Raw genomic sequence first — 17221 nt, forward strand, 5'->3', positions numbered from 1 at the left:
CGCCTCGCACCTCGTCAGCGACCTGACGCTCGGTTCGGACGTCACCGAGGACGTGCTGGACACCTTGATCACCCAGGCCTGCCGCAAGGACGGCGACGAGAACGACCTGAACCCCGACTTCGGCACCCTGACCGCCGGGTCGGCCGCCCCGGCGAGCGTCACCCGGGCCGGGGCGGTGGTCGCCTACCGGGTCACCGCGGAGGACGCCGCGCGCGATCCGCTCACCAACACCGTGAGCGCGACGGGCACGCCCCGACCGGGGGCCGCCCCGCCGACACGCCCCCGTCGACGGCCACGGTCGGCGTCACCGCCCATGGCTCCCTGCCCCGCACCGGACCCGCCGGCCACCACGGCCGCCGCAGGAGGCGGTGACCCCGTCCGCGCCCGCCACCGTGCGCGGGACGTCGGGGCCGGGCGTCGGACCGGCCGGCCCTGCCGGCGGGGGTGCGGCGGCGGCGCTACTCCGCGGGGGCGGTGAAGCGGCGGGTGGTCCAGCGGGCCAGGTAGCAGGCGAGCGGGAGCATGAGCAGGAGGGCGGCCCAGAAGGCGGCGTGGCCCCAGAGGGTGGCGAGGGAGCGGAACCAGGGGGCCAGGACGGGGATGCGGAGGGCTTCGAAGGGGCCGAGGGGTGGGGGCCAGGCGCCGAGGGCCACCGTGCCGATCGCGGCGGCGGCCAGGAGGCGGCGGGCGGCCCGGGGGGTGGCGCAGGCCGCGAGGAAGGCGAGGGCGGCCAGGAACAGCAGGTAGTCGGCCTGGTAGGCGGCGCCGACCACCCCGGTGCCCCAGGACTCCGCGGTGGAGTGGTGGTCGCGGTCCACCACGGCCAGCCGGATCTCGACCGCCGCCCACAGCAGCAGGGTCAGCACCAGCGTCCCGCCGAGTCCGAACAGCAGCCGCTCGCGGAAGCCACCGGCCTGGCCCGCGCCGGCCGGACGGCGGCGGGCGGCGAGGCGGCGGCGGTCGCCCGCCGCCCGTTCCGCGGCCGCGTGGGCGGGCGTGAGCAGCCAGCGCGCCGAGCGGCCGTTGAGGACCAGCGCGAGCACCACCGCCCCCACCGCGCCGACGCCCGCCCAACTCCCGATCCCGCCCTCGAACATGACCACCCGGTCGACCACCGACCGCGGCGGCTCGAGCACCGTCATCGGCGGTCCGAGGCTCAGGTAGCCGACGGCGAAGGAGGCGGCGACGGCGAGGAACAGCACCCGCCGTCCGATCCGGGCCGGGAACGCGGCCACCGCCACGGCCGCGACCAGCGCCGCGCCGAGCTGGCCCGCTGTCGCCCGCGCCGCCGCCTCGCCCGCCGTCCGCAGCGGGCCGCCGAACGGGCCGCCGGGCAGCAGCCGCGTGCCCGCGCCGAAGTCGACGGCCATCCGCCAGACCGTGCCCGCCCAGAGGGTGATCCCGAGCGCGAGGAACAACAGCACGCCTGCCACCGCGCGCCGGGGCAGTACGCTGCGTGCGCCGCCCCACCAGGCGCGCAGATCCGCCTTCCACGCCCCCCGGTTGCGGCCGCTCCCCCTCCCCTCCGCCCGGACGCTGCGCACGTGCAGCACGGCCGCCGCGGCGAGCACGCCCCGGCCGTCGGCCGTGGCCGGGTCGGCGGCGAACGCCCGGCGGCTCAGCTCCGACCAGCTGCGGCCGAACGCTCCGCGCCCACCGCCGCGCACCCGTGCGGCCACGGCTCCCGCCGCTCCGCCGATGGCGGCGACCGCCGTGTGGGCACGCGGGGGCAGTCCGGCCAGCGGGCCGGGCAGCGCGGAGATCCGCCGGACGACCGCGCGCCGCTGCCCGTCCGGCTGGACGGTGAGCAGCAGCGCCCAACGCCGCGCGGCCTTGCGCTCGTCCGCGGTCAGCCGACCGCGCAGGGCCCGGGCCTCGCGCTCGACCGCGTCCAGCACGGCCGCCAGCTGGGTGAGCCCGAGCAGCCGGGCGCAGGCCCGCTCCGGGCAGGCCTCGTGCCCGCAGTGGAAGCGGGCGGCGAGCCCGGGCAGCCCGGCGGCGACCAGCTCGTCGACGAACGCCGGCCCGTCCGGCTCCCCCGCCACAAGCGCCAGCCCCGCCGCGTCCACCCGGCGGTCCCGCACGTACGGGACGGCGCCCGGCGCGAACGCCGCGCCGAGCGCCAGCACGGCCCGGGAGGCCGCCGCCGACTTCTCCGCCGGGGTGCCGCGCTCGACGTCCTTGAGGTAGTGCAGGTCGAGAACGGTGTCCTTCACCTCGTCCCGCAGCCAGTCCCGCAGCCGCCGCGCCCCGCCGCTCACCAGCCACGCCGCCGCGTCCGCCGACCGCCCGAGCAGCGCCTCGGCGAGCGCGGCCGGGTCGTGGAAGTCCTCGCCGCGGAAGGCGACCGGACGGTGCGCGGGCCCGGTCGGGGCGGGCGCGGGCGGCGGCGGGTCGACCCGGCTGCGGACCACCTCCGGGCTGCCGCCGGCCAGCCAGGCGCGGACCTGGTCGGCCGTCCAGCGGTCGGCCGGGTCCTTGGTGAACAGCCCCTGGAGCAGCAGCCGGCGCCGCTCGTCGGCGATCGCCGAGACGTCCACCTCGGCGTCCATCACCAGCCGGATCTGCAGCGCCTCGTCGCTGATCAGCCCGCCGTCCGCCCGGCGGTAGCGGCCGGCGCCGGTGAACACCTCATGGAGGATGGTGCCGAGCGCCCACCACGGGCCGGCCGGGTGGTTGTGGCCGGCGAGCTGCTCCGGCGCCATGTAGGCGACGGTGACCTGCATGTCGGTGGAGAAGCGGCGGCTGGCGGTGAGTTTGGCGACGCCGCCGAAGTCGGCCACCACGAACTGGGCGGCGCCGCGGCCGCCCTTGCCGGCCGGGCGGACCAGGATGTTGGCGGGTTTGAAGTCGACCGGGTTGCGCGCGACGGTGCTCTGCCAGAAGGCCAGCAGGTCGACCAGCTCGCGGATGATCCGCTCGCTCTCGCCGGGCCGGTCCAGCCGGCGCCGGGTGCGCAGCTCGGCGACGTGGTCGGCGAGGGTGACCGGGAGGTACTCCATCGCCATCCAGTCGCAGAGCGCGCCCGCGTGCTCGACCCGGCCGTGGCCGAGGATCTCGGGGACGTGGCGGCGGAAGGCGGGGTCGCCGGCGAGGTGGGCGAGGAGTTCGGTGTCCGCCCGTACGCCGGGGTTGCCGACCTTCACGGCCGCGTCGCCGCCGCCGTCGGCGCGGCGGACGTGCCAGACGGTGCCCTCGCTGCCGGAGCCGACGGGGCCCAGCGGGTGGTAGCGGTCGGTGAGGGCGGCGGGGAAGGCACCGGCCGGGTCGGCGGTCGGCGGGGCGGGGGTGGGGCGGTCGGTGGGCGCGGCCGCGTCGGCGGGGCCGGTGGGGCTGGTGGGGCCGGTGGGGCCGCCCGGCCGCTGGACCCGGGTGGGGGCGCCGCGCTGCACCCGGGTCCGCGGGCTCGCCGCGTCGGCGGCGCCGCCGTCCGGGCCGCCGGGGCCGTGCTGGACGCGGGTGCGCGGGCTCTCGGCGGGCGGCGTGTCGCCGGATCCCGGACTCCGCTGCGGGGACCGGCCGGGGACGCGGCCCCGGCCGTTCGCCTGCCCGCGGCCCTGCTTGCGGGTGGGCGGGCTCGGCTCCGGCGGTGTGTCGGCCATCGTGCCGTTCTCCTCCTCGCGCCCCCGGCTCACCGGGGAGCGCCGAACTCGTCGATCTCGATCACCTGGGCGTCCACGTCCATCGCGAACCGCAGCCGCTGCCCCGGCCCGATCGGGGTCGGGCCGGTGATCCGGCGGCCGTCGACGAATGTGCCGTTGGTCGAACCCAGGTCCTCGACGTGCAGCGCGCCGTCGATCCAGCGCAGCCGCGCGTGGCGCCGGGAGAGCTGGTCGAGGCCGGCCAGGCCGGGGACGGCGGCGCAGTCGGCCTCGTCGCGGCCGACCGCCAGCCCGCCGCCCCCGCGCCGGTGTTCGCCGTGGACGGGCAGCATGGCCCCGGCGATCACCAGGGCCAGCCGGACCACCGGCCGCCGGGGCGGGCGCGCCGGACGGGTCGCGGGGTCTCCGGCCCCGGCGGCCCCGGCGGCTTCGGCGGCTTCGGGAGCGGCAGTGGACGGCGGCACGGGCGGCGGCGCGGGCGGTGCGTCCTCGGCCGGGTCGTACCGCTCCAACTGCTGGAACATGTGCACCTGGCAGTACCCCCGGGTGGCCGAGGTCGGACACTCCCCCGGTGCGCCCACCGGGCAGCGGTAGATCACGGTCGCCACGAGGTCTCCCGAAGGGTCACGCCGCGCCGGACCAGGTCGCGCTCGATCCGGCCCAGGTCCCCGGGGCGCGGCACCCCGATCACCCGGACCTCGCCCTCGCTCACGCGCACCTGGAGTTCGGGCCGCTCCGGCCGGTGGTCCAGGAAGGGCGCGTACCGCTCGCGGCCGAGGGCCGTGCGGGTGAGCAGCCGCTGGTTGGCCGAGCCGCGCCAGACGAGCCGGGTGGGCTGCCCGGCCCGGTAGCGGCCGGTGATCACCGCGTCGGCGCCGTCCAGGGCCGCCGCGCTGACCGGGTCGGCGGCCAGTTCCTCGGGCTCCCGGCCGGTGTACACCAGCAGGTCGGCCGTGGCCCCGGCCCGGCGGCGTTCCGCGTCGGCGGCGGCGAGCAGCGCGGCGAGGGCGGCGGGCTGCTCCAGGGGTTCGCCGCCGCTGACGGTCAGGCCGTCGAGGCCCTCGGCGAGCGCCGCCCGCCACATCACGGAGAATCGCTCGATCGTCAACTCCCGTCCGGCGGAAGGGTCCCAGGTGTGCCGGGACATGCAGCCGGGGCAGGCCAGCGTGCACCCCTGGAACCAGACGCCGAGCCGACGGCCGGGGCCGAGCGCGGTCACCGGCCGGGAGACCTGGGCGACCCGGACGGCCACGGCGCCGGTGGACGCGGCAGCGGCGGCGCCGTCGGCGCTCAGCCCGGCCACCGTTCGACCTCCAGGCGGTAGCCCTCGCCGTCCCCGTCGCCCTCCACGGCGACCACCTCGATGCGCTCGCCGCGCCGGGGCGGGTTCCGGAAGACCTCCTTGGCCAGCGGGTTGACCAGCGCCGACTCGACGGCGGTCAGCACGCCGCGCCCGCCGTGGTCGAGCCGCCGGGTGGCTTCGACCCGCAGCACCTCCCAGGCGTCGTCGGCGAGGGTGAGCACTGCGCCGTGGACCTCCTGGACGCGGGCCGCCACCGAGGCGATGGCCTTGTCGAGGATCCGCGGCACCCACTTCTCCTGCATGAAGTCCATCGGGATGAAGTTGTCGCCGAAGCGGTTGCGCAGCTCGGGCCGCTTGATCTGCTCGTTGAAGAAGAGGTCGAAGGCTTCGCGCAGGGCCTGACGCACCGTCACTGGATCGTCGTGGCGGCCCAGTTGACGACCAGCGGCACGGGGTGCGGCGCCGACGGCCGCGTCCGGGCCCGCCGCCCCGGCACCGGAGTCCTCCGTGCCCGACGCGACCTCGCCGCCCGACGCGCCCCCACCGCCCGGCGGGTCGCCCAGCACGGTGGCGGCGACGCCGAGGTTGGAGGTGAAGATCAGCACGCACTCGGTGAAGTAGACGGTGGCGCCGCGCCCGTCGGTGAGCCGGCCGTCCTCCAGGATCTGCAGGAAGAGGTCGAACAGCCGCGGGTTCGCCTTGTCGATCTCGTCGAAGAGCAGCACGCTCATCGGGTTGGCCCGTACGGCGTTGGTGAGTTCACCGCCCGCGTCGTGGCCGACGAACCCGGGCGGGGCGCCGATCAGCCGGTCCCGGGCGTGCTCCTCGGCGAACTCGCTCATGTCGAAGCGGATCGGCCGGGCGTCCTTGCCGAGGATCATCTCGGCGACGCCCTTGGCGAGTTCGGTCTTCCCGACGCCGGTCGGACCGGAGAGGAAGAGCGTGCCGCGCGGACGGCTGGGCGAGCTGGACGCCTGGGCGCCGTTGAGCCCGGCCGCCGAGCGCATGAAGATCTCCAGGGTGCGGCGCACGGCGTGCGGCTGGCCGATCACCTTGCCGTTGAGGAACTCCTCGCCGTCGGCAATGCGTTCGCGCAGCGCGGCGGTGGCCCACGGGTTGTCGAGCACGCCGATCCGGTACAGCCGGGCTGCCTCGTCGAGCCGCTGCACCGGCAGGCTGCGGTCCAGGGCCATCCGTCCGATCGCCATGACCTCCGAACTGCCCATCCCGTGCGAGGAGTCGGCGAGCGACTTGGCCGCCGCCGCGGTCTCGGCCTCGGTCAGGGACGGGCCGCCGGTCGCCGCCTGGTAGCGGGCGAGCCCACCGACCACGTGCCGGGCGGCGGCCAACCGCTGGTCGTGCGGCGGCTGCGGCACGTTGATCACCCGCACGGCGCGGCTGCCGACCGCGAACTCCCTCGGCAGTTCCTCCTGTCGCTCCACCACCCAGAACACCGTGTTGTACGGCGTGACGGTGCTCGCGCCCTGCACCGGGCGGGCGGTGTGGCCCAACTCCTCGGCGGCGGCGAACAATCGGGCGGCCTCCCCGTCGACGGGGGCCTGCGGCGAGCCGAGCCGGCCGGCGTACGGGACGACCAGCGCGATCGGCGGGCCGGGGTGCTGGACGACGCCGACCATCGCGTCGCGCAGGCGGTCGAGCATGTCCGCCTCGTCGTCGTCCTCGCCGGAGCCGCCCTCGCCCGAGCCGCCCTCGCCGGAGCCGTTCGGCGCCGCGCCGCGCCCGCGCCGCCACCGCTCGTCGCGCTCGACGAACTCCCGGATCACCGCCGGGATCTGCTCCGGGGTGGCGCTCAGCCGCAGCAGGGCGATGCGGTCGTTGACCTGGTCGACGAACGCGATCGCACCGTAGCCGCGGGCCGTGCAGACCGACTCGATCACTCCGCCGAGGGTGTACGGCGCGAGCGTCCCGCTGCTGCCGGCGGCGTGGTCGTCCGGCAGCAGGTACTGGTCACGGACGTTGCCGGTGAGCAGCACCTGCGGGTAGACGGTGAGCGCCATGTCCAGTTCGCGGATCCAACTGGGCGTGGCCGGGCGATCGTTGTCCTCGGCCGGGTCCGGCGCGGCGTCCTTGCGCAGGTCCGCCCGCTCCGTACGGTCGGCTCCGTCCGTAGGGGCGGCCCGGTCGGCGGGCGGGGGCTCAGCGGTCACGGTGACGCTCCTGCGGCTTCGGGCGGGCTCCGGTCGACTCGCTCCTGGTGGCGCCGCTCCCCTTCCTGCGGCGGCGCGGCGGGGCGGCCTCGGACGGCGGCTGCGGCCACCATCCGCCCGGCACGAGGCCCGCGGCCAGCGCGCCCGGCGGCATCGCGGAGGTCCGCTCCAGCCGGACGCCCCGCTCCCGGACGCCCTCCTCGATCGCGGGCAACTGCTCCTCGCAGAACCACTGCTGGACTTCCTCGTCCCGCTCCTCGTTCCGCTCTTCGTTCCGCTCCTCGTCGTGCTCCCGGTCGCCGGTCCCGCCGTCGTCGCGGCGGACCACCGCCGTGGTCAGGGTCGCCTGGCCGGGCGCCAGCACCAGGCGCAGCCCGTACCCGGCGGCGGGCGGCTCACCGTCCGTCCCGCCCGCAGCGGAGGCCGCCGCCCGCCCGGGGTCCGGGTCGCCGAACGGCACCACCACCGCGCCCTCCTCGGCGAGCAGGTCCTCGAAGCCCTCGCCCACCTGGTAGTCCCGGGCGCGCAGCACCTCGGCGAGCGCCGCGACCACCGGCGCCCGGTGGCGGCGCGCGTCCGCCCGGGCCAGCGCCTCCTCCACGTCGGGCCGCAGGTACGCCGGGTCGTCGGCGGCGGCGAGGGACGCGAGCAGCCGGTCCCGGTCGGCCGGATCCGCCTCCTGGGCCAGTTCCGCCAGGGCGGCGCGCAGTTCGGCGCGCTCCTCCTCGCGGGCGCGGCGCTGCACCGAGTGCTGGACGAGCGCGGCGAGGTCGGTGAGCGTCGTCCGCACCTCGGAGACGGTGCCGGCCGCCTTCAGCGAGCGCACCAGGCCCGCCACCCGCTCGAGGTCGGCCGGGTCACAGCGGGGCACGTCGCGGTCGAGGATCGCCTGCGCCTCGGCGAGGGCGCCGGCGCGGACCCGCCCGGTCCGTTCGGCACGCTCGCGCTCGGCGGCATCGGCGGCCTCGGCCGTGGCGGCATCGGCGGCGGCGCGGTCGGCCCGGTCCGAGCGAACCGGGCGCGGACGTTCCGGTTCGGCCACCGCCTCCGGCAGCACCGCCGACCAGACGTCCTGCACCGCCTCCGCCAACTCCCGCGCCGCGCGGGCGTTCGCCGCCTGCGCGCGCTCGATCGCCCGCGTGAGCTCGGCCTCGTCCGCCCCCGCCCCGACGGCGACCGTCTCCACGGTGACCCGGGCCGTGCGGTAGGCGCGGCGCAGCTGCCTGGCCTCGCCGCGCAGCCCCTGGGCCTGCTCGCCCAGCTCGCCGAGCCGGGCACGCAGCTCCGACCGCCGCTCCTCGGCCCGCCGGAGGTTCTCGGCGCGCTGGGCCTCGGCGGCCAGCCGGGCCCGCAACCTGCGGCGGCGCTCGGCCTCCTGGTTGACGTAGGACCACCCGTATCCCGCGGAACTGCTCACCGGCCGCCTTCCGAGCGCGAGTCGTGACCTGCGGCGCGGACCGACGGCATGCCACCGGTCCGGACCCCCTGCGCACGCGCCGCCGAGACCGGTACGGGTCGTGCGTGAGGACGTGAGGACGTGAGGACACGTGACAGACGACCGCGCGCGAACCGGCACCGCCCCCGAGGTGCTGCTGAGGCCCCATCATGCCGCAGAACCGGCCATGGCCGTTCGGCCTTTGCAAATCCGAGATCACCACCCGCGGCCGGGCTCCGACGCGCTAGATTGACGTACCGTCGGCACCCGCGGGGTCGGGGTCGCAACCGGGCTGAGGGGGGTGAGGGGACGGTGGTGCCACCGGAGGACGTCCTGGCAGCGCTGCGCGCGCACTGGGACGAGATCCGCGAATTCCTCGACGCGCCGTCCCTGGCCGGGCTCCAGGCACTCGCCGAGGACACGACCGGCGATCCGGAACGCGTCGCGCGCAGGATCGTCCGCCTGGTGCTCGCCGCCCTCCCGGACGGGCACCCGCTCCGGGAGCTGTTCGACGACTCCGTGCGCTATGCCCGGGGCGACAACGGCGTCCGGGTCGGCAGCAAGGACATCGGGTCCTTCACCCTCCAGGCCGGCATCGCGCACCTGGTCCGACCCGCCTCGGCCGCCCCCGGCGCCTCGCCCCCCGACGACGCCGACGACTGGCTGCTCGCCGCGGACTCCGTCACGGCCGCCGCCTACCGGGCCGGCGGGCACGACCCCGCCGACCCCGACCTCATCCGGCTGACCGACCGCCAGGGCACCGTCCGGCTCCCGTCGTTCCAGTTCGACGGCGCCTCCGGACGCCCGCTGCCCGTCGTCGTGGCCGTCAACCGCCTGCTCGACGCCGCCGACGACCCGTGGGGCGTGGCCGACTGGTGGCTGGGCGCCAACGCCTGGCTGGACGCCGTGCCCGCCCGTCTGCTGGGCACCGCCGGTGAGCGCACGCTGCTCGCCGCCGCCCGCGCCGAGATCGCGGAGTGGTGAGGGCATGCCCGACGTGAAGGTCCCCGCCCCGGCCGTGCGCGCCGCCCCGTTCCGCGAGGTGCTGCCCGCCGGAACCGTCCTCCACCGGGTGCACTCCGCCGCGTACCCGGCCACCTCGTTCAACCCGAACCCCTCCGACACCCATTACGAGGGCGGCCGGTTCTGCTCCTACGAGGGCGACGGCGCCCACCTGCCGTACCTGTACGCCGGGTTCTCGGAGCGGACTGCGGTGATGGAGACGCTGGTCCGCGGCGTCCCGTTCGACGAGCGTGGCCGGCGGCGGATCCGGCGTGCCTCGGTGCGGGGCAGGGTGCTGTCGCGGATCGAGACCACCTGCGACATCCCGTTGGTCGGCCTGATGACGCTCGACCAGCTCGCGGCCGTCCACCAGGACGAGTGGCTGATCCACTCCACTCCCGACGCCTACCCGCGCACCCGCCGCTGGGCGGCCTGGATCCGCGGCCAGGCGCCGTGGGCGCTGGGGCTGCGCTGGCCGTCCAAGCGGGACCTGGGGAGCAGCGCCTGCGTCCTCTACGAGCGGGACGCCGCCACCCCCCTCGTCAAGCCGGCCGGGCCCGCGCCCGTCGCGCTGGACACCGCCGAGGGCGCCGAGCTGCTCAACCGCCTCCTCGCTCCGGCCCGCACCCGGATCGACCCGCCGCGCCGGTAGGGCCGTGGGCGTCGGCCGGGCCGGCCTTCGCGGGTCTCACCAGCGCAGGGCCATCGGCCGGTTCCTGGTCCGGCGCACCGCCCGCCGCAGGGCGACGGTGCACGCCGCGGCGGCCAGGAGCAGCGCCGCCGGGGCCGCCAGGGCCGCGGACCAGGCGGCGAGTCCCCTGCGGGGAACGACGTACGAGCCCCAGGGCGCCTGCACCGCGTCCACGCTCTCGCCGGGCCGGCCGGCGTGGCGCAGTGAGACGCGGGTGCCGTCGGCGAGGAGGCCGTCGCACTGGACGTAGGCGTTGCGTCCGGCGTGCCTGGTCTCGCACTCCGACACCGCCACGCGTTCCGCCGTCCCCCAGGGCGCCACCTGGGTCAGGCCGAGCAGCAGCGCGACACCGACCGCCCCCACGCACAGCGCCGTCAGCACCGCCCACAGCACGACCGTCGCCCGGCCGCCCGCCCCGCTCACCATGGTCACGGTACGAAGCTACCCGCCGGACGCCGTCCGCACCATGGCCTTTTCACTCCTCCGCTTCGCCCCGCCGTCGATACTTTGCAAAGTGTCACTTTGCAAAGTATCGACACATATACCCAGTTCACCGCCCCTGTCGTGGCCGCCCTCGCACTTTGCAAAGTATGAGACTTTGCAAAATACATGGCCCGCAGGTGGGCTCGCGCTCAAGCTCAGGCTCAAGCTCGCGCTCAGGTTCAGGCTCAGGCCGAGGGAAGGGCGGTGAACGCGCGGAGGCCGGTGCGGCTGCCCCGGTAGACGGCGGATCCGGCGACGGCCAGGGAGACCCAGGTGAACGCGGTGTCGGCGCGGAGGCGCTCCGGCTCGTCCTGCCAGCGCAGCCGGCCCGTCGTCAGGTCGTACGCGAAGAGGCGGTCGTCGTTCGTCCCGACGTACACGGCGCCCTCGGCGGCCGTCAGCGAACTCGTCCCCCGCCCCATCCCGCGCGGCACGGTGGCCGTCCACCGCTCGTCGCCCGTCACCGCGTCCAGGGCCAGCAGCTGGTCCCCCTTGATCAGGCAGACCGCACCGTCCGCGGCCGCCGGGCCGATCGGGCCGTGCTGCTGCGCCCGCTTCCAGAGCACCCGACCGGTGGCCGCCTCCAAGGCGAACACGGTCGACCTCCCCGAGGCGAGGTCGGTGTCCGCCACGTGCACGATGCCGCCGTGGACGACCGGCGGGTCGAAGACGAAGCCGACGCCGTCCTGCGCCCACCGCTGCTCGCCGCTGCGGACGTCGAACGCGAGCAGCCCCGCGGACCGGCCGGGGACGTACACGGTGTCCCCGGCCACGAGCGGGGCGCCCGAGACCGCCGGCGGGCCGCTCCAGCGGGCCCGGCCGGTGGCCGCGTCGAAGGAGCGCAGCGACGCCCCGTCGACGATGATCACACTGTCCCCCGCCACGGCGACGCCCTGGGCCGTCGAGAAGTCCCGCCAGTCGGGCACGGCGACCTCCCAGCGCGGTTCTCCCGAGGCGGCGTCAAAAGCCTGGACCTTGGTCGCGGAGTTCACGCACACCACGCCGCCGCCCTCGGCCAGCGGCCAGCCGCCCCGGTTCTCGGCGGCGTCGGCCGTGCTGACCGCCGTGGCCCAGCGGACGGCGCCGGTGCCCGGGTCGAGGGCCCGGACGCTGCCGTCGTACCCGGCCGCGTAGAGGTGCCCCCGGGGATCGGCCGACGGGACGACCCGCCCGCCGGCGTCCGCCGCGTCCCAGAGCCGGGGGCCGCGGGCGGTCTCCCGGACCGCCCACCACCGGGCCCCGGCCGGCACCGCGAGCGCGCCCAGCCCGGCCGCAGCGCTCAGCAGCAGGCGGCGGCGGTCGATCCGGTGCGGGGAGGGCTCGTTGCGCGCGGTGTCGGAGTTCACGCCGCCCACGACATCGCCGACCGCTCCCCCGGTTCCCCCGGTGGCGGTGGTCGGCCCTTTCGGGCACCGCGCACGGGTACGCCCCGCCCGGACGGGAGCCGGGCGGGGCGGGTCTGCGGGTCACCGCGCTACCCGGTCACCCGGTCATGCGGTCATGCGGTCACCCGGTCACCCGGTCACGGGCAGAGGCGGCCCGGGCGGCACTCGGGGTCGGTCGGGTCCCCGCCGGGGCGGTAGTTGGACCACCAGAGCGGGGTGCTGCCCGAGTAGATGACGAGGTTGCCGCTGTTCTGGATGGCGAGGTAGGCGCCCGGGTGGTACGGCGTCCGGCTGTTCCACACCGCGCGCATGCCGGCGTCGTACGCGACGAGGTTGCCGTCCGCCTGCATGTAGAGGTAGGTGCCGACGCCGTACGTGCCGACGGCCGTCCAGATGGCGACGTTGTTCTTGTACAGCACCACATGCCCGTCCCACTGCTGGTAGAGCACGGTGCTGCCGTCCGGCGAGGACCAGCTCTCCCCGCGGTTGAGGCCCGCGGTGCCGTAGATGACGGTCTGGTTGGCATCGGACACGGCCGCGGCGGCTGCGGGGGCGCTCGCGGCCGGGGCGCCGTCGGCCGCGTGGGCCGGGCCGCCCAGCAGCCCGGCCGCCATCAGCACGACGCCGAAGGCGACGCCGGCGCGGGGAACGAGGGAACGAGGGATTCTCATGACGGGAACTCTCCTGAAGTCGCTGCTGCGTGAGACACCTTGGGGAACGTTCCGGTACACCGACGCCGTGATCGCGTCGGCCCGGCCAGTCTCACGGCGCGCGGGACCGCCGGGCAAAGCCCTTCGAGCGCCCTCGAATCCGGACTCGCCCGCGTCAGCCCGCGTCAATCCGCGTCAGCCCGCCTCAGTCCGCGTCCGCCTCCACCGGTTCGTCGGCCCGCTGGTCCTCGGTGCGGCCGAGGCGCCAGTAGCCCATGAAGCAGACGGCGCGCCGGTCGTAGCCGCGCTCGCCGACCAGGTGGCGGCGCAGCTCGCGGACGGCCGCCGCCTCGCCCGCGATCCACGCGTACGGCGTGCCGCCCGGCAACGCTGCGGCGCGGACGGCGTCGGGGAGGGCGGGGGTGCCCGGGGCGCCCCGGTGCAGCCAGGTGATCTCGGTGCCGGCGCGGCCGGCGGGCAGGTAGGCGTGCTCCTGCGGCCTGTCGACCTCGGCGAACACCTTCACCGGCAGGCCCGCCGGCAGTTCGTCGAGGATCGCGGCGACGGCGGGCAGGGTGGACTCGTCCCCCGCGAGCAGCACCCAGTCCGCCCCGTCGGGCAGCCGGAACTCGACGCCGCCGGCGTCCTCGATCGCCGGCCCGCAGACGACCACCCGGTCGCCGGGCGCCGCCGTCACGGCCCAGCGCGAGCCGGGTCCGTGGTCGCCGTGGACGGCGATGTCGATGTCGACCTCGTCGGGGTCGTGGCGCTGGGCGCGGACGGTGTAGGTGCGCAGCACCGGGCGGACGGCGGGGTCCATGGCCCGCCAGCTCTGGTACCAGCCGAACTCCTCCTCGCCCTCGGGCACGACGGGTTCGGTCTGTCCGGGGAGGGGCAGCAGGAGCTTCACCCGCTGGTCGAGGCCGCCGTTGACGAATCCGGCGAGGCCGGGGCCGCCGAGGGTGATCCGGGCCATGTGCGGGGTGATCCGGGTGACCCGGATCACCTGGAGCGGGAAGAGCAGGAAGCGCGCGGGGGCGGTGGTGCTGGTCAGGGCCGTCTCCTCTCACCTGAATTTAGGTAAGGCTAACCTATCTTGGCGCGTGTTCGCCCCCGCCCGGCCGCCTCGCCGCCCTATCGTCATCAGGAGACACGATCGCGGTACGCGGAAGAGGTGATGACAGGATGTGGCCACGCGTCAACGGCCTGCGCTCGATGGAACTCGGCACTCCGGGCCGGATACGGGCCGAGCTGAACGCCCTGGCGCTGTCCGGCCGGAAGACCGCCACCACCGGCCTGCTGGCGGAGTACGCCGAGGAGGCCGAGGGCCTGGAGTACCCCGGCGAACGACTGGCGCTGCTCGACGACGACGGGCGGGCCGTCGCGGTCATCGAGATCACCGGCGTCGAGGTGAAGCCGTTCGCCGAGGTCACCTGGGAGCACGCCCGGGCGGAGGGGGAGGGTGACGCCTCCCTGGCGGAGTGGCGCGCCGGGCACCTCGGCTACTGGGAGCAGTTGGGCACCCCGGTCGAGGAGCACACGCCCCTGGTCTGCCTGGCCTTCCGCCTCGTCGGGGCCTCGTAGCCGTCCTCAGTCGCCCAGGAACCCGGCGACCAGGTCACGGAAGGCCGTCGGCCCGTCGACCCACGGCCAGTGCCCGCACCCGGCGAGCACCTCCAGGCGCCCGGCCGGGTAGCAGGCCGCGACGCGGCGCGGCGTATCGACGCCCGCCACCCCGTCCTCGGCTCCGGCGACCACCAGCACCGGGCTGGACACGGCGGCGCGACGGGCGGTCTCGGCGGCCGCGGCCGCCTCGGAGGCCGGGCGCACGTAGAAGGCCTCGCGCAGCCACGACGGCGGCTGCGGATAGCCGGCCTCGGCCTCGTGGTGCCGGCGCGCCGCCTCCGACCAGGCGCCGTAGCTCCAGGGCTGCGCCCCGGCGGCCAACGCCTCGGCGCTGCCCGGCCCATCGGCGCGCCGGGCCCGGATCGCCGCCACCTCGGCCTCCTCCACGTCCCGGGAGACCAGGCCGGGCGGGGTGACGAGGACGAGCCGGCCGAGCCGCTCCGGCCGGTCGGCCGCGAACGCCTGGGCGGTCAGCGTGCCCGCCGAGTGGGCGAGCACGTCCAGGCGTTCGATCCCCAGCCGCCGCCGCAGTTCCTCCACGTCGCGGGCCTGCGCGGTGAAGGCGCAGCTCGCGCGGTCCGTCGGGGTCGCCGAGCGTCCGGCGGCCCGGCCGTCCAGCATGACCAGTGTGCGGAACCCGTCCAGCCCCCCGAGGTCGCCGAGGTCGCGTACGTCCGCCCCCGGCCCGCCGGCCAGGCAGAGCAGGGCGGGGCCCGTTCCGGTGACTGAGTAGAACAGTGTCGTTCCGTCAGTTGAGGTGAAGTCAGGCATCCGGCCATCCTCTCACCCCGCCCCGAACCACCGTGGTGCCGCCGGGACGTCGGCGGGCCTGCGCGTACTGCCGGGCCGCCGCCAACGTCGCCTCGGTGAAGGCCCCCGTGGTGCTCCGGCGGATCCCGACGCCGGGCAGCCGGGGCGGGCATCACCCGCAGGGCGTACACCACTTGGGCGGCCAGGTCTGCGACCGGGGCACTTCAGGCCTGGGCGCCGTCGGACCGATCAGCATCCAGACCGCCGCGAAGACCACGGCGTACCTCACCGAGGCGTCCACGAGCTGGAGCCATTTGCACGTGTTCAATGACGAGTTCCGCCGCCCACCGCGGTCGCGCCCGGCGGGAGGAAAACCGGTTGCGGGGGCCGGAGCAGGCCTGACACGGTGCGGGGGTTCCCGCCACACCCGTGAGGTTGCAGGTAGCCATGACGATCTACTTCTACGGCGCCGACGAGGCCCCTTATGGATGCTTCTCGAACTTCTCCGATCACGGCTTCGACCTCGACGGCCTCTGGTGGCCGACCTCGGAGCACTACTTCCAGGCGCAGAAGTTCAAGGGCACCCGCCACGCGGACCTCGTCCGGCGAGCGCGCACCCCGCTGCGGGCGGCGGAGCTGGGCCGGGACGCTTCCCGGCCGCTGCGCAGGGACTGGGAACGGGCCAAGGACGACGTGATGCGCCGCGCGGTGGCGGCCAAGTTCCGCGCGCACGCCGACATCCGCGGGATCCTGCTGTCCACCGGTGACGAGGAGATCGTCGAGGACACCACCACCGATCACTACTGGGGCCGGGGCAGGACCGGGAACGGCAAGAACATGCTCGGGCGGATCCTGGCGCGCACCCGCGGCCAGTTGCGTGCCGAAGGCGCCGACGCCGCCGAGTCACTCGGGCAGTGAGACACCGAGCGATGCGATCCAGGACGCGAAGTCCGCGGACTCGACCTCGAAGTCCTCGGGGCCCAGATCGCCGAGGTCCGAGGAGTACACGGCGGAGTGCGGATCACCGGCACGCAGGAGGAACCCGCGGCCGCCGCTGTCGTCGCCGACGAGCACGAAACCCGGCGCGTACTGCGTGACTTCGTAGGTGGCGTTGCGTTCGCCGATGCACCCGGCCGAGTACACGGTCACGCCGGCCTCGGTCATCAGGCCGTCCGCCGCCTTCCACAGCGCCACGAGTGGCGCGGGAAGGCTCGGCCCGATGTCCGCCCGAACGGCCTCCGGCACGTCGTCATCCCTCCGCGGTCCGCCGAGCCGCGACGCCCGCGTCGGCCCACTCGGCGGCCAGCATCGCGTACACGGCCAGGTCCGCCCGCTGCCCCTTGAGCATCTCGCCCTGCACGAAGAAGGCCTCCCGGCGCATGCCGAGGCGCTCCATCAGCCGCATCGACGCACCGTTGTCCCCGTTGCACAGGCCGACCACCCGGTGGAAGCCGTACCGCTCGAACGCCAGCCGCAGCACCTCGCGGCCGGCTTCGGTGGCGTACCCGCGGCCGCCGTGGTCGGGGTTCATCACGAAACCGATCTCGGCGCGGCCCAGTTCGGCGCTCAGCCAGTCCAGGTTGAAGCTGCCGATGAGCCGACCGGACTCGCGCAGCTCCACCGCGATGGCCAGGTTGTCGCCCGCCCCGGCCAGCTCGGACTGCGTGATCCTGGTGGCCAGCGCGGTGCGCGTCTCCTCCCGGGTGCGGGTGTCCCACAGCAGATACCGGGTCACGTCCGGACGGCGCTGGATGTCGTGCAGGTCGTCGAGATCCGCCTCGGTGAAGGAGCGCAGCACCAGCCGGTCGGTGAGAACAGGATCCATGGATGGGGCTCCGCAGGGGATTCTCCGATAAGGGGTCAGCAGATATTAGCATCCGAAGATCGGCATACGAAGGAGTCAACACAGGGCCCGGAAGCGGCGCTTGCGCTCCGACCGCACGCGATCACCTGCTCCGGTCCAGGGTCGCCCGCAATGGCTGAGCCCTCTTCTCCGACCGCCGTCCGCGAGTCGTACGACCGGTCGCCGCCGACCACCTCGAACGCGTCCCGCCTCCAGCCGCGATGGACCCGCCGTCACGCGCGATGCCGGCGGGCGCGGGCCACGACCACGAAGCGCCGGGCGG

General features: G+C 75.8%; 16 protein-coding genes. 4 read left to right on the top strand and 12 right to left on the bottom strand.

Going from position 1 to position 17221, the window contains the following annotated elements; translation table 11 throughout:
• Positions 1–458 precede the first annotated feature (458 nt).
• From ACFCLZ_RS06030 to ACFCLZ_RS06050, 5 genes are read right to left on the bottom strand one after another with little or no spacing between them, the layout of a single operon-like run.
• Positions 459–3602 carry a hypothetical protein gene (locus ACFCLZ_RS06030; protein WP_380283663.1) on the bottom strand — a complete coding sequence of 1048 codons (3144 nt, stop codon included), beginning with the start codon at positions 3600–3602 and terminating at the stop codon, positions 459–461.
• Between the two features lie 29 nt (positions 3603–3631).
• Positions 3632–4210, bottom strand: coding sequence for an FHA domain-containing protein (locus tag ACFCLZ_RS06035; protein ID WP_380283664.1), 579 nt, complete (start codon positions 4208–4210; stop codon positions 3632–3634).
• Positions 4198–4905, bottom strand: coding sequence for a 4Fe-4S cluster-binding domain-containing protein (locus ACFCLZ_RS06040; RefSeq protein ID WP_380283665.1), 708 nt, complete (start codon positions 4903–4905; stop codon positions 4198–4200). The genes ACFCLZ_RS06035 and ACFCLZ_RS06040 overlap by 13 nt, the downstream gene beginning before the upstream one ends.
• Positions 4893–7073: an AAA family ATPase gene (locus ACFCLZ_RS06045; protein ID WP_380283667.1), complete on the bottom strand. Its 2181-nt coding sequence runs from the start codon at positions 7071–7073 to the stop codon at positions 4893–4895. Before ACFCLZ_RS06045 ends, ACFCLZ_RS06040 begins: the two co-directional genes overlap by 13 nt.
• Entirely contained in the window at positions 7063–8490 is a 1428-nt protein-coding gene (locus tag ACFCLZ_RS06050) for a hypothetical protein (RefSeq protein ID WP_380283668.1), read from the bottom strand. Before ACFCLZ_RS06050 ends, ACFCLZ_RS06045 begins: the two co-directional genes overlap by 11 nt.
• Positions 8491–8823: 333 nt before the next feature.
• On the opposite strand from ACFCLZ_RS06050, the gene ACFCLZ_RS06055 reads away from it, so the two are divergent.
• On the top strand, positions 8824–9492 hold the full coding sequence (locus tag ACFCLZ_RS06055; RefSeq protein ID WP_380283669.1) for a hypothetical protein: 669 nt from the start codon (positions 8824–8826) through the stop codon (positions 9490–9492).
• A 4-nt stretch (positions 9493–9496) separates the two neighbouring features.
• Entirely contained in the window at positions 9497–10162 is a 666-nt protein-coding gene (locus ACFCLZ_RS06060; protein WP_380283671.1) for an RES family NAD+ phosphorylase, read from the top strand.
• 36 nt (positions 10163–10198) lie between these two features.
• Here ACFCLZ_RS06060 and ACFCLZ_RS06065 read toward each other — a convergent pair whose 3' ends face one another.
• From ACFCLZ_RS06065 to ACFCLZ_RS06080, 4 genes are all read right to left on the bottom strand, one after another.
• On the bottom strand, positions 10199–10633 hold the full coding sequence (locus ACFCLZ_RS06065; RefSeq protein WP_380283672.1) for a hypothetical protein: 435 nt from the start codon (positions 10631–10633) through the stop codon (positions 10199–10201).
• A gap of 236 nt (positions 10634–10869) precedes the next feature.
• Positions 10870–12030 (bottom strand): PQQ-binding-like beta-propeller repeat protein, encoded by a 1161-nt coding sequence (locus ACFCLZ_RS06070; RefSeq protein WP_380283673.1) that lies wholly within the window; start codon positions 12028–12030, stop codon positions 10870–10872.
• A gap of 176 nt (positions 12031–12206) precedes the next feature.
• Positions 12207–12740 (bottom strand): hypothetical protein, encoded by a 534-nt coding sequence (locus tag ACFCLZ_RS06075; RefSeq protein WP_380283675.1) that lies wholly within the window; start codon positions 12738–12740, stop codon positions 12207–12209.
• Between the two features lie 184 nt (positions 12741–12924).
• Entirely contained in the window at positions 12925–13725 is an 801-nt protein-coding gene (locus tag ACFCLZ_RS06080; protein WP_380283676.1) for a siderophore-interacting protein, read from the bottom strand.
• A gap of 179 nt (positions 13726–13904) precedes the next feature.
• Here ACFCLZ_RS06080 and ACFCLZ_RS06085 point away from each other — a divergent pair, with 179 nt between their 5' ends.
• Positions 13905–14303 (top strand): ASCH domain-containing protein, encoded by a 399-nt coding sequence (locus ACFCLZ_RS06085; protein ID WP_380283677.1) that lies wholly within the window; start codon positions 13905–13907, stop codon positions 14301–14303.
• Between the two features lie 6 nt (positions 14304–14309).
• Here the strand turns inward: ACFCLZ_RS06085 and ACFCLZ_RS06090 are convergent, their stop codons facing one another.
• Positions 14310–15116, bottom strand: a complete 807-nt coding sequence (locus ACFCLZ_RS06090; RefSeq protein WP_380283679.1) for an alpha/beta fold hydrolase — start codon at positions 15114–15116, stop codon at positions 14310–14312.
• A gap of 426 nt (positions 15117–15542) precedes the next feature.
• On the opposite strand from ACFCLZ_RS06090, the gene ACFCLZ_RS06095 reads away from it, so the two are divergent.
• Positions 15543–16013 (top strand): NADAR family protein, encoded by a 471-nt coding sequence (locus ACFCLZ_RS06095; RefSeq protein WP_380283680.1) that lies wholly within the window; start codon positions 15543–15545, stop codon positions 16011–16013.
• On the opposite strand, the gene ACFCLZ_RS06100 is transcribed toward ACFCLZ_RS06095, so the two are convergent.
• Both ACFCLZ_RS06100 and ACFCLZ_RS06105 read right to left on the bottom strand, forming a co-directional pair.
• Positions 15999–16340 carry a hypothetical protein gene (locus ACFCLZ_RS06100; RefSeq protein WP_380283681.1) on the bottom strand — a complete coding sequence of 114 codons (342 nt, stop codon included), beginning with the start codon at positions 16338–16340 and terminating at the stop codon, positions 15999–16001. The genes ACFCLZ_RS06095 and ACFCLZ_RS06100 overlap by 15 nt on opposite strands.
• A 4-nt stretch (positions 16341–16344) precedes the next feature.
• Positions 16345–16920: a GNAT family N-acetyltransferase gene (locus ACFCLZ_RS06105; protein ID WP_380283682.1), complete on the bottom strand. Its 576-nt coding sequence runs from the start codon at positions 16918–16920 to the stop codon at positions 16345–16347.
• Positions 16921–17221: the final 301 nt, after the last annotated feature.

Source organism: Kitasatospora purpeofusca (genome assembly GCF_042691725.1).
Taxonomy (GTDB): Bacteria; Actinomycetota; Actinomycetes; order Streptomycetales; family Streptomycetaceae; genus Kitasatospora; species Kitasatospora purpeofusca_B.